Source organism: Desulfovibrio sp. UIB00 (assembly GCF_022508225.1).
Lineage (GTDB): Bacteria > Desulfobacterota > Desulfovibrionia > Desulfovibrionales > Desulfovibrionaceae > Desulfovibrio.
The window spans coordinates 163,108-175,644 of record NZ_JAETXJ010000006.1; the positions used below are offsets into that span (position 1 = coordinate 163,108).

The window sequence follows — 12,537 nt, forward strand, 5'->3', positions numbered from 1 at the left end:
TCCGGCCTCCTTACGCCACGTACAGCCATAAAAGATTAACCAGGGCCAGGCCCATGCCGAGCAGCAGAGACTTCTTCTGCACCATCCACTGCCACGTCAGACGGGCGGTGATGTTGTCGATAAGAATTTCCGTGAACAGCGACGCGCCCACAAGAACGGCCATTCCCACAAAGCTGGTGTGCCAGAACATGGCGCACAGCCCAAGAATAAGCACAAGGTCAAACCAGTGGGCAATTTCAATCAGCGCAAGGTACGGGCCGGAATACTCGGTCTGCACGCCTCGCACCAGTTCCTGATGGCCGTGATGGCAGGCCGCGATATCAAAGGGCGACTTGCGCAGTTTGATTGTCAGGGCGTAACCCAGCGCCAGAAACAGCAGAGGCATCTTGAGCAGCAGCGGCTGCTCGAGCTGGAATACTGCGGCAATGGAGAACGAACCTGTGCACATGGCAAAGCCAACGAACACCAGAATCAGAATAGGCTCATAGGCCAGCATGAGCAACAGCTCGCGCTGCGCGCCCACGTTACTGTAAGGTGAAGGCACGCATACCGCGCCAACCACCTGAAACACCGCGCCCACTGTGAGCACGAAGAACAGCAGCAGCAAATCCCCGCCCATGAAGAAAATCAGCAGGGCAAGCGCCGATGAAATCAGCGTGATATACGCGCTGAACACCAGCCAGGCATTGGTAACCTGGGGCTGTTTGCCCAGCAGTTTCAAGATGTCGTAAAATGGCTGGAGCAGTGGAGGGCCAAGGCGCGACTGAAGGCGTGCCGTGATCCGGCGATCCAGACCGGTAAGCAGGCCGCCCACCAGGGGCGACAGGATCAACCCGCCGATAGCGCTGAAGATGGTGAGCATTACAGCAGACCTCCTACCAGAACGACCAGGAATGCGATGGAAATCATGTCGATGGCCCGCGTGATCTTGCTCTCGCCGAAATACTGGCAAAGATAGAAGTTGGCCACGCGCACGGGTTCAAAGACATTCATGGGGCCCTTGAAGCCGACCACGCCGTCCTTTTCTGCCGCCAGGCCCGAAAAATAGGGCTGCGCATGGGCAGACTCTGGTGTTCTGCGGGCTTCCCGCCATGCGAACCACACCCCTAGACCAAGCAGAATGAACAACAGGTAAATCCACACATATCCTTCAGCGCTGGTCAGGGTTGCGCCGGGGATAAAACCTTCAATCTGCAGGTTGAAGCGCGCGTAGACGCCCGAAACCGAAGGCTCCACAAAGGTCTTCAGCACCAGGGGCGAAATGAATGAAAACACCACGGCAAGCCCGCACAGCGAACGCAGCGCAAACATGACCGAGGGCTTGGGATTACCGTGAGCAGCGTGCTCGTGCATCTTGGAAGACGACACCAGCACACCTGCCCAGCGCGCCCAGAAGAGCACGGTAAAGGCCGAGCCAAGCGCCACAAAGAAAACGATGGGCGTCATTGCCTGCGTGGCGCGGGCAATGGCTTCTATAGCCATCCACTTGCCGATGAGCATGCCAAAGGGCGGCAACATCATGGTGAAGATGCCGATCACGGTGATAATGGCCGTCCGGGGCATTATGCCGTAGAGGCCGCGCATGTCTTCGATATCGCGCGAACCGATGCGCTGTTCAATGGCGCCGACGCACATGAACAACAGGCCCTTGGATACGGAGTGGTAAATGATGATGGTCGTTGCCGCCATCATGGATGCAGCGGTATTGATGCCCACACAGGCGATGATAAGCCCAAGGTTGGCGATTGTGGAATACGCCAGAACCTTTTTTGCATTACTTTGGCTGACCGCAAGGATACATGTGGCCACAAAGGTAAATGCGCCAAACAGGGCCACGATGGTGGACATGGTGGTTCCCGCAAAGGCCGGAGCCATGCGCAACAGCAGGTAGGTGCCCGCCTTGACCATGGTAGCCGAGTGCAGCAGGGCCGAAACTGGCGTTGGCGCAACCATTGCGCCGCACAGCCAACTCTCGAAAGGAACCTGCGCCGACTTTGTAAAGGCCGCCAGACAGAAGAAAGCAAAGGGCAAAAGAATGGCCGTGTTCTTTACGTCCATTGAGGTCATCTTTTGCAGCACGAGCTCGGTCGAAAGCGTTCCAAGGCTTTTCTGAATAAACAGCATGGCCGAAACAAAGGCCAGCCCGCCCAGAACGTTCATCCACAATGCCCGTTGGGCATTTGCCTTGGCCTCGTCGGTCTGGTCATGCCCTATGAGCATGAAGGAACACAGCGTTGTGATTTCCCAGAACAGGAACATCCATGAAAGGTTGTTGCAGAGCACCAGGCCGTTCATGGCGCCGAGGAAGCAGAAAATAATGGCAAAAAATCTGGGCTGGCGCGAAACACGCAGATGGAGATGCTCTTCGTGCAGATCCATGTAGCCCATGCCGTAAATGGTAATAAGCCCGCCAACCACGCTGATGATGATCACCATGATAAGCGACAGGCCGTCTGCCACAAAGGCAGTGATGGGCACTTCATGCCCGGGAAGAACGAATTTAAGGTATAACAGACCAATCAGTTGCAGCAGGGTCATGCCCATAATCAAGCGGCTGCCCAGCTTCCAACCTATGCCAAGAATGTAAACCAGCAACAGCAAGTCCAGCACGCTGAACACAGAGTCGGCAGACAGACCCAATATGGTGTCTATCTCAAGCCGAAAAGCGCCGTTGGCTCCCAGGATCACGGCTGCCACCGCCATGACTGTGACCGCTGCAGGCACTATCAACTTGCGAGCGCTGCTGCTTTGCGTGAAATACAGCACAAGCGCCATAATAAACGGCAGTGCTACACAACAAAAAACAAGTGTACTCATCTTCTTTGCCCCACTACATTGCGAGTTGTGAAAAACTTCACTCTTGATAACTTCCTCACAACATAAAAAAACAGACTCCCTCCTTACATTCTTTCATCACACCATTTTTACTAGAGTTAATCTATGTACATTTTTGCGTCAACATATTTGATTAATTTGCCTACATTGATTGTTCAAAGAACAATTCATAGTAGATTACTCGTTTTTTTTAACATTCTGATTTCTGGCCCAATTGCCAAAGAGCCAAACGGGCGTGTCCTTCCGCGCACACGGGTGATTTCTAGAAAACGCAGACAAAACCTCCCCAGATTGCTTTTCAGAACAACTGCCGGAAACAACAGAGGTTGCACAGGCCGTGCCCCGCCCCCCAGAAAAAAAACACAAGCGCCCCTGCGGCGCAGCCATGCGAAAAACATGGCCTTGTGCTGCAAGGGCGCTTGCCGCCAGCCGTAAGGGCTGACTCAAACAACTGCACTCTCCCCCGGGCAGTGCCGGAGGAGATATGGGATCAGGGGTTGAACACCAGCGGGCCTTCAGCCATGGTGGCGACCATGACGGCCTTGATGGTGTGCAGGCGGTTTTCCGCCTCTTCAAAAGCCATGTTGCGGGGCGATTCAAAGACTTCATCGCTCACTTCCATGCATTCAATGCCAAAGCGCTGATAAATGTCTTCGCCAACTGCGGTATCACGATTATGGAAGCTCGGCAAACAATGCAAAAACTTGCATTGGGGATTGCCCGTCAGTTCCATTGCTGCCGCGTCCACGCGATACGGCGTCAACAGATCAATGCGCTCTTTCCATACGGAATCAGGCTCGCCCATGGACACCCAGACATCAGTGGAGAGGAAATCGCAGTCTTTAACGCCTTCGGCCACGCTTTCCGTGCGCGTAATGTGCGCGCCAGTGCTCTTGGCTATGTGAACGGCCATTTCAAAAACTTCGTCCGACGTCCACAAAGCTTTGGGAGCAACAGAACGGAAATCCAGCCCAAGCAGGGCCGAACCAACCATCAGGGAATTGCCCATATTATAACGTGCATCCCCAAGATATGCCAGTGTTTGTTGATTCAAAGGTTTTTCGCAGCACTCGCGCATGGTCAGCATGTCGGCCAGAAACTGCGTGGGGTGCCATTCGTTGGTGAGACCGTTCCACACCGGCACACCTGCGTGTTCTGCCAGCGCCTCTACCCTCGCCTGCTCATAACCGCGATACTCAATACCATCATAAAAACGGGAAAGCACGCGGGCGGTATCGGCCATGGATTCCTTTTTGCCCATCTGCGAGCCGGAGGGGCCAAGATAGGTCACGCGCGCGCCCTGATCATATGCTGCAACTTCAAAAGAACAGCGAGTACGCGTGGAATCCTTTTCAAAAAGGATGACAATATTTCGGTCTTGCAGAAACTTTGGCTCGCGCCGAACCTTTTTGGCCTGCTTGAGCTGGGCCGCCAGATCCAGCAGATATGTGAGGTCTTCCGGCGTGAAGTCTATTTCTTTCAGAAAATCCCGGTGATACAGCCTATTGCTCATGACGCATTCCCACCCTTTGCAGACAGTGTGAATCCCTGCGAATATATCACAGGTTGAAAACTATAATTCGAGTATCATTCCAATTTCGTCACAGCAGTAAAACTTGGGGCATTTACTGCATTCAACCCACACAATGGCGGGCATATCATCGCGTTTAAACTCGCTGAAGCCGCACTTGGAAAAAAACGGCGCAGCCAGAGTAAAGGCAAAAACCCTCGGCAAGCCGAGATCACGACATCGACCAACCAGTGCGGCCACAAGCCTTTTGCCAAAGCCCTGCGCCTGACACAGTGGGTGAACCGCCACCGACCGAATTTCCGCCAGGTCTTCCCACAGCACATGCACAGCGCCGCAGGCCACCACAACCTCATGCCCGTCCTCAGCCGAGGGAGCCGTGGCAACCATATAGTCCTGAATATGCTGGTAGAGATACTGCGGCCCGCGCGCCAGCATGACGTTGGAGGACGCATAGTGGTTGATAAGCGCAGACATGCCGTGCACGTCGCGTACCGTGGCCGAACGGATGACCAGCGCTGAAAGATCTTCTACGCGGATATCCTGAACAAGGGGTTTGTCTTCTACGCCAACGCGTGGAACGGCAATGGGCATCATACGCCTCGATATCTGGATTACGCTCCGCCCCCTGTAAAGGGAAAGAAGCCCCAAAAGGTTACGCGCAAAGCAGCCAGAGCCAAACTCTGCCGCAAAGAATAAGCATAATAACAAGCCCCGCACTGTGCAAGCAATTACGGCCCGAGAGGCGGGCAAAATTTGCACTGGCGCAAGGCCCGCAGCCCTCACGCGTGCAAATCGGCGTTGCCCGCGCAGGCCTTTATGGCTATGGTACCCCCCATCAAGGAGAACGCATGCGCACTGCACCACGCTTAATCACTGTCTGCCTTGCCTGCGCACTGCTCTGCCATTTGCCCCTACCTGGCATTGCGGCGCAGCAGGGGGACGAACAACCCCGCCTTATGAAAGTTGTAGCGCTTTCCCGCCACGGGGTGCGCTCGCCTACGCAGGCTCCCGATACGCTTTCGCAGTGGAGCACCCGTAACTGGCCCCAGTGGCCTGTGCCGAGGGGGTTCCTCACGCCGCGCGGTGCGCGGCTGGTAACCGCCATGTGGGAAGACATGCGCGGGCAAATGCTGAATCTTGGCCTGCTGCCCGACAGCGCCTGCCCACCGCCCGGCAAGGTCTTTGTGCGCGCCGACGTGGACCAGCGCACAAGAGCAACAGCCAAAGCCCTGCTTGATGGCCTCTGCCCCGCTGGCGGGCAGACCTATGCCGTTTCAAGCCAGACGCCCGATCCGCTTTTTCATCCCGTGCAGGCGGGTTTTCAGCGTTTTGACCCAGCCTCGGTAGCCGCCAGCATCATGACCACGGCCGGAGGCGATCTTGATCGACTGCATGAGGACAATGCAGGGGCCTTGACCCACATCCAGCACCTGAGCGCCCCGGTGGCCCCCACATTGTGCTCGCGCTACAATCTGCCGCCCACCTGCGGGCTCGCAGACCTGCCAAATTCTGTGAGCGTTGATGCTGACGGCAAGGGCGCAGGACTTTCCGGCGCACTGGCAACAGCATCAAGCATGGCGGAAATTTTTTTGCTGGAATATGCGCAGTGGCCTGAAATTTCTGCCGGATGGGGCCAGGTGGACGCGCACGTTCTGCGTGAGGTGCTGCCCGTACACACCAGCGTGTTCAACACAGTGAACCGTTCTCCGGTTGTGGCTCTTTTCAAGGGGGCATCGCTGCTTTCAGAAATGGCCGCAGCCCTTGACGGCACTCATAGGGATCAACGCTGCAACGCGGCTTCCCTGGTTGTTTTTGTGGGGCACGACACCAACCTTGCCAATGTGGGCGAATTGCTGGGCGTGCACTGGCAGTTGCCCGGCTACCCCGATGACGCCACCCCGCCAGGATCAGCTCTTATGCTTGAGCTGTGGGATATGGGCGGTAAAAAAGAAGTGCGCGTGCGCTTTTTTGCCCAGTCGCTGGAAGCCCTGCATGAACCCTTTGTTGATCCGCCGCAGCCTGTGAGCGGCCTGGCCATCCCCCAGTTTACCGATCCGGCCAGAACCCACAAGGCAACTGCGGCTCTGGTAACAGCGCCGCCTGTTGTGGGAGAGGCCCGCTTCAGCCTTGAAAGTTTTTCCAAAAGGGTCAACAAAGCACTGCGCAATGCATCCCTGGTTCCACAAGAGGTTCCCCCGCTACGCCTGCGGGTGGACAGCGATGTGGACAGCCGCCCTGCCACAGCCACTTCCGCTGAGGCTTCTCCACCAGTAAAAAACCGCTGACCCCATAGGCCCCCTGCACTCCACACCGCCGCATCATGTGATGCGGCGGTTTTTCATTTTACAGCACCGCATAGTGGCTTCTGGCGCGACAAAAAAAGGCTGGCGGCAAAAATTTCCCCCACGCAAAACGGAATGTCTTTTGCATAATCAGATTGGGAAAAAAATTCCCCGGCTGATACGCGACACAGGGAGGTGCGCTTACAGTATTCGGCTTCGCCCGCAGTGGATTGCAGGTGTTGCCGACAATGTCCGCAAGGACTGGGAGACAGTATGAGCGTCAGTGCGTTATCATCATCCTCTTCCTCCTATTGGGAGAAGATGCTTGCGCAGATGAAAGGCTCCAGCGAGGCGCAATCGCAGGACAATCTGGCAAGCAAGCTTTTCGGGGATCTGGATTCTGACGGGAACGGAGCGTTAAGCCTTGATGAAACCGGGCTAAGCAGCGAACTCTACAACAAACTTGATACCGATGGCGATGGGGCCGTTTCGCAGACAGAACTGCAAAAAGCCATTGAAACCCAGCGCAACGCCATGTTCACCAACATGCAGATGGGGCAGAGCCAGGCAGCACAGACAGCGGCGTCGACTCAGCCCACTGCCAAGGATCTGCTTTCCGCCATTATGAGCGGGCAGGTTCCCGGCGGCATGCAGGGCGCAGGGCGCGGCGGCAAGGGTGACGACCTTGCGTCCAAACTCTTTTCTTCGCTGGACAGTGACAGCAGCGGCGGCCTGAGCGCCGAGGAAACGGGCCTCAGCCAGTCCGTGTTTGACGCCATGGACACCGATCAGGACGGCTCCGTCTCTTCCGATGAACTGGCGGCAGCGCTGAAAAAACAGCGCGAAGCCATGAACAACGGCTCCCAGAATCCGCAAAACCAGTCCAGCGAACAGAATTCCTCAGGCGAAATGGACGCAAAAACCCTGCTGTCTTCCATCATGAACGGCCAGATGCCCCCGCCGCCTCCCTCGCAGGGGCAGTCTGCTTCGTCTGGTCAGACAGGATCATCCCACGTGGCTTCCAAGCTTTTTTCGAGCCTGGACAGCGACAGCAGCGATGGCCTGAGCGTTGACGAAACAGGCCTCAGCCAGTCTGTATTCGACTCCATGGACGCGAATCAGGATGGCTCCGTTTCCGCTGACGAGCTTGCAACCGCACTTGAAAAACAACGCGCAGCGATGGGAACAGACCAGACCAGCACAAGCCGAACCGCCATGGCCCGCAGTTTTCTGTCAGCCATTGCCAACAGCGCCTACCAGAGCGTGAGCCAAACCACCGCCGCTGCCCAGAGTGTGGAAGCAGTGGCCTGATCCCCACCAGGAACAAAGCCTCCTCCACGCAGAAGACGCTCACACATTATGCCCACAACCATAAGCCCGGCTGCGCAAAACAGCCGGGCTTATGCCATGTAGCCCCTTGCATAGTAACATGCCCCCCATCAGGTAGACGAAGTAAAAAAGCCCCACCATGCTTAAACTTTGAAAACATGATGGGCTTTTTTATGGCCTAAGGAATACGTTCACGTAAAGCCAACTCTTTGGATAATGCATGTGTTGCACTATTCTTCTCCAATTTGAAGGCTGAAGTTTTTTCTTGGAAAAACGGTTCAGAGCGAAGAGGAAACCAGCACTCTGATTGAAGAATACATACGTTTTTACAACACAGAACGACTCCCCCAAAAGCTCGACCAGCTTTCCCCGATAGAATACCGGGAAAAATGGCCGCTTAATCTTCGCCACGGAGATATTATTAACTGTCTACTTGAGGTGCAGACCATATGCCGGGGGATATTTTTTGTGCCCTTCACATGCAATATCATGGCCGTGGGCGCGAAATATCCTTTGTGGTGTTGTCGTTAGCCGACATGGATAATGCGTACACTGGCAATCAATAGTACGCTAATTACTAGTGTGTAATTAAAATAGAAAATTGAGTGCATACTCAACGCTTGGGGAAATTTTTAAACAAGATGTAAGCCTGCGGTATAAACGTGTTCTTTGCTATCGCAATGTTATAATAGTATATATTATATGATGGTATATTAATCTGGAATAGCAACAGATAAATTTATTTTTATCCGTGTGTTTGTTGTGTCTGTTGCTGTTAAAATTGGTAATCGATTTTACAGGGTTGTAGTTGTCAAATTGGAATTTGCCAATGCGGTACTTTTTAGTATCAAGATATCTTGCTGATATTTTTATTTTTTATTTTTTAAGAAGTATTGAAAAAAATCACAAGGGGGCATAATGCGAGCAGAGATGTAGCCGATAGGCTATATCGAAGTTGGCGTGACGCTTTTTGATCTCCATCGTGTGTATTTAAACTTTAGCGCCGAGTAGAATGCAATGAAGCTTGTAACAAAAATTTCTTGCGGGATGGGGATGCTGGGTGTTTTGATGGCTTTATTAGCCGGATATATGCTTTGGCAAATGTCGGAACTCAACAACATCACCTCTGTATTGGCGCATCGCAATGTGCCAGTGTCGGAGCTTGCTGGCGAAATCAATACTGACACTGCAGAATACAGAATAATGGAATTCCGTTACCTCATTGAAAATGACGCGCAAAAGGCTTCTGCGATCAAAGCAAAACTTGATGAAGTGCGAAAAACGTTTGATCGGGAAATTCAAGAAATTGGTGACCTCTGTATTTCTGGCAACGCCAAGCAGTGTGTGCTGGATATTGAGCGCGGCCTGAAAAAATATTTGGATACTTCCAAAGAAGTGTTGCTCCTGCGGCAAAACGGCAAGGTAGATGAGGCCCTGGCCCTGCTTACGGGCAAGTCGCATGCTGATTACGAAGCTATGACCGATTCCATTGAACTCCTGGTGAAGGTTTCGCACGACAACGCCCACGCGCGTGGCCTTAAAGGGGACAGCCTGTACGCCACAAGCAACGCCATGGGCATCGGCCTGACCCTTTTTGCCATTGTGCTTGCTGCTGCATCGGCCGCTCTAATTGCGCGCGAAACAAACCGACAGCTTGGCAGAGACCCTGGGGAATTGCTGGTGGTCGCTCAGCGTGTGGTGGACGGGGATTTTAATATTGACGATGGCCATGCCAGAATTGGCGTGTATGGCTCAATCATCGCCATGGTGGAGGCCTTGAAAGGCCATATCGAAAAGGCCAGGAGCGAATCAGAAAACGCCAGAGAACAATCGCGTCAGGCGCACGAAGCTATGGATAGCGCCAATGCGGCCAAGGATGAGGCGCAGCATAAAACGGAAGCAATGGTGCGTGCCGCAGGCAAGCTTGAAAAGGTCGTGCAGATTGTCAGCTCGGCTTCCACGCAGCTTTCTGCCCAGATCGAACAGGCAGGCAAGGGGGCCGGGCATGCTGCGCAAAGACTTGCGGAAGCTGCCACTGCCATGAACCAGATGAACGCCACCGTGCAGGAGGTGGCCCGCAATGCCGGCCAGGCATCTGTGGCATCCACCGATACAAAGGACAAAGCCGAAGCCGGGGCCGACATTGTGCAAAAATCGCTTGTCAGTATCGGCCAGGTGCAGACAGTTTCGCAGGAACTCAAGCAGGATATGCTGCAACTGAACACGCACGCCCAGGCCATCAGCCAGATTATGGGCGTCATTTCAGATATTGCGGACCAGACAAACCTTCTGGCGCTCAATGCCGCCATTGAAGCCGCCCGCGCGGGTGATGCCGGGCGGGGATTTGCCGTGGTCGCCGACGAGGTGCGCAAACTGGCAGAAAAAACCATGGCCTCGACCCATGATGTGGGCAATGCCATAAATGCCATACAGGAGAGCACTTCAAAGAGCATGGCCTCCACGGATAATGCTCTTGAGCAGGTTAACCAGGCAACGGGATACGCCAGCCAGTCCGGGCAGGCTCTCAATGAAATACTGGAAACTGTTTTGGGCATGGCAGATCAGGTCAATGCCATTGCCACTGCCAGCGAGGAGCAGTCTGCCGCCAGTGACGAAATCAATCTGTCGATCGAGCACGTGAACGAAATGGCCAAGCAGACCGCCACCGCCATGGCCGAGGCCGCAAGCGCAGTGGCAGAACTGGCGCGTCAGTCGCAGGATCTCGGGCTGCTGATTAATGAAATGCGTCAGGAATAGGCAAAATTACTACTTTATTCATAAATATAAGCATAAAGGCGGTCTGTTGCATTAGCGCGACAGGCCGCCTTTATGCTTTGAACTACGGTGCATAATTACAACACATATCGCTTTTTAAGATGTAATAATACGACAATTGCCATTGTGTTGCTGTGATTTATAATTGTAATTAGCATGGTGTACATGTATTGATTGTATTTTTTTTTGAGGTTTGGTATAGATTCTCCCAATATCCTATGGCATGTAATGCTTATATTCTCAGGAGTGCATATGGCAAGATTTCTAACGGTGCTCGGCGCCCTGTGCGCCGCGCTTCTTGTGCCCGGTGTCGTTCTCGCAGGGGAGGGACATCCCAATATCCCTGGTGCGCAGCTCTCAGTCCTTTGGGCAATCCCCTTTGTGTGCATGTTGCTTTCGATTGCCATAATGCCTTTGGCATTGCCCCATTTTTGGGAAAAACACTTTGGTAAAATCGCGGCCTTCTGGGGGCTGGCCTTTCTGACGCCCTGTCTTCTGGTTTATGGGTTCAATGTGGCCCTCTACGAGTTTTTGCACATTATCCTTCTGGATTATGTTCCTTTTCTGGTGCTGCTGTTCACGCTCTTTACCATCGCAGGCGGTGTGCGGCTTACCGGTTCGCTGGTTGGGACACCCGCGATCAATACCGGGCTGCTGGCAGTGGGCACTGTGCTGGCCAGCTGGATGGGAACAACCGGCGCGGCCATGCTGCTTATCCGCCCCTTGCTTCGGGCAAACGCGCACCGTAAATACCGTGTTCATTCTGTTGTCTTTTTTATTTTTCTTGTGGCCAATATTGGCGGCTCGCTTACGCCTCTGGGCGATCCGCCGCTGTTTCTGGGTTTTCTGAAGGGTGTGGATTTCTTCTGGACCACAACCAACCTGCTTATGAAAACAAGCCTCATTGCCACAATTTTGCTGGGTATATTTTTTGTCCTTGATACCGTGCTGTTCAAGAAAGAAGGCAGCCCCAAGCCTGAAGCGCAAGCTGGCGCGGCAGAAGAAAAGCTCGGCCTTGACGGCAAGATCAACCTGCTGTTTCTTCTGGGCGTTGTTGTGGCCGTGTTGCTTTCCGGCCTCCACCCTCTGGGCGAACTGGTTTCGGTCTTCGGCGTGTCGGTTGAAGGACAGAACCTGCTGCGCGATGTGATGCTGCTGTGCCTGGCCGGGCTTTCGCTCAAGTTTACGAGCCGGCGCTGCCGGGAACTCAACGGCTTTTCCTGGGCCCCCATTGAAGAAGTTGCCAAGCTGTTCTTTGGCATTTTTATCAGCATGGTTCCCGCCATTGCCATTTTGCGCGCAGGAGCTGATGGTGCGCTTGCTCCCCTGATTCACCTTGTTTCGCACGATGGGCAGCCGGTTAATTCCATGTATTTCTGGCTTACGGGCATTCTCTCCAGTTTTCTGGATAATGCGCCGACCTATCTTGTGTTTTTCAACACTGCAGGCGGCGATGCGCAGCACCTTATGCACGATATGCCCGCCACCCTGGCCGCCATATCTGCGGGTGCCGTTTTTATGGGCGCCAACAGCTACATTGGCAACGCGCCCAACTTCATGGTGCGCTCCATTGCGGAAAGCGACGGCGTGCCTATGCCCAGCTTCTTTGGCTACATGGCATGGTCGGTAGGCATTCTGGTACCCCTGTTTGGACTGTTGACCTGGCTGTTCTTTATCTAGCCGATGCAACACCCGCGAGGCGGGATTTGTCATCAGTATAAAGCAAGCCCCTCTACCTTAAGGTCGAGGGGCTTGCTTGCTGTCTGCCAAAATACAATGTTCCCG

The 12,537-nt window shown here is 54.0% G+C and carries 8 protein-coding genes; 4 read left to right on the top strand and 4 right to left on the bottom strand.

The features are described 5' to 3' along the window. Window positions 1-10: 10 nt before the first annotated feature. The 4 genes from JMF94_RS11045 to JMF94_RS11060 form a co-directional block, all read right to left on the bottom strand. A complete protein-coding gene (locus JMF94_RS11045; RefSeq protein ID WP_192112842.1) occupies window positions 11-862 on the bottom strand; it encodes an NADH-quinone oxidoreductase subunit H in 852 nt (283 codons plus the stop codon). Next, complete coding sequence (locus JMF94_RS11050) at window positions 862-2,817, bottom strand: NADH-quinone oxidoreductase subunit L (protein ID WP_240825141.1); 1,956 nt, start codon at window positions 2,815-2,817, stop codon at window positions 862-864. Before JMF94_RS11050 ends, JMF94_RS11045 begins: the two co-directional genes overlap by 1 nt. A 508-nt stretch (window positions 2,818-3,325) precedes the next feature. Beyond that, window positions 3,326-4,348: an ornithine carbamoyltransferase gene (gene argF / locus JMF94_RS11055; RefSeq protein WP_240825142.1), complete on the bottom strand. Its 1,023-nt coding sequence runs from the start codon at window positions 4,346-4,348 to the stop codon at window positions 3,326-3,328. 60 nt (window positions 4,349-4,408) lie between these two features. Beyond that, window positions 4,409-4,957 carry an N-acetyltransferase gene (locus JMF94_RS11060; RefSeq protein WP_240825143.1) on the bottom strand — a complete coding sequence of 183 codons (549 nt, stop codon included), beginning with the start codon at window positions 4,955-4,957 and terminating at the stop codon, window positions 4,409-4,411. Window positions 4,958-5,322: 365 nt separating this feature from the next. Here JMF94_RS11060 and JMF94_RS11065 point away from each other — a divergent pair, with 365 nt between their 5' ends. From JMF94_RS11065 to JMF94_RS11080, 4 genes are all read left to right on the top strand, one after another. Next, window positions 5,323-6,651, top strand: a complete 1,329-nt coding sequence (locus tag JMF94_RS11065) for a histidine-type phosphatase (RefSeq protein WP_240825144.1) — start codon at window positions 5,323-5,325, stop codon at window positions 6,649-6,651. 270 nt (window positions 6,652-6,921) lie between these two features. Then, window positions 6,922-7,959 carry an EF-hand domain-containing protein gene (locus tag JMF94_RS11070; protein WP_240825145.1) on the top strand — a complete coding sequence of 346 codons (1,038 nt, stop codon included), beginning with the start codon at window positions 6,922-6,924 and terminating at the stop codon, window positions 7,957-7,959. 1,035 nt (window positions 7,960-8,994) lie between these two features. Next, window positions 8,995-10,734 carry a methyl-accepting chemotaxis protein gene (locus JMF94_RS11075; protein ID WP_240825146.1) on the top strand — a complete coding sequence of 580 codons (1,740 nt, stop codon included), beginning with the start codon at window positions 8,995-8,997 and terminating at the stop codon, window positions 10,732-10,734. A 270-nt stretch (window positions 10,735-11,004) separates the two neighbouring features. Continuing rightward, complete coding sequence (locus tag JMF94_RS11080) at window positions 11,005-12,432, top strand: sodium:proton antiporter (protein ID WP_240825147.1); 1,428 nt, start codon at window positions 11,005-11,007, stop codon at window positions 12,430-12,432. Window positions 12,433-12,537 lie beyond the last annotated feature (105 nt).

Bases quoted from the DNA above. Each gene is read 5' to 3' on its own strand.
- JMF94_RS11045 (WP_192112842.1), bottom strand. From the start codon at position 862: ATGCTCACCATCTTCAGCGCTATCGGCGGGTTGATCCTGTCGCCCCTG.
- JMF94_RS11050 (WP_240825141.1), bottom strand. From the start codon at position 2,817: ATGAGTACACTTGTTTTTTGTTGTGTAGCACTGCCGTTTATTATGGCG.
- argF (WP_240825142.1), bottom strand. From the start codon at position 4,348: ATGAGCAATAGGCTGTATCACCGGGATTTTCTGAAAGAAATAGACTTC.
- JMF94_RS11060 (WP_240825143.1), bottom strand. From the start codon at position 4,957: ATGCCCATTGCCGTTCCACGCGTTGGCGTAGAAGACAAACCCCTTGTT.
- JMF94_RS11065 (WP_240825144.1), top strand. From the start codon at position 5,323: ATGAAAGTTGTAGCGCTTTCCCGCCACGGGGTGCGCTCGCCTACGCAG.
- JMF94_RS11070 (WP_240825145.1), top strand. From the start codon at position 6,922: ATGAGCGTCAGTGCGTTATCATCATCCTCTTCCTCCTATTGGGAGAAG.
- JMF94_RS11075 (WP_240825146.1), top strand. From the start codon at position 8,995: ATGAAGCTTGTAACAAAAATTTCTTGCGGGATGGGGATGCTGGGTGTT.
- JMF94_RS11080 (WP_240825147.1), top strand. From the start codon at position 11,005: ATGGCAAGATTTCTAACGGTGCTCGGCGCCCTGTGCGCCGCGCTTCTT.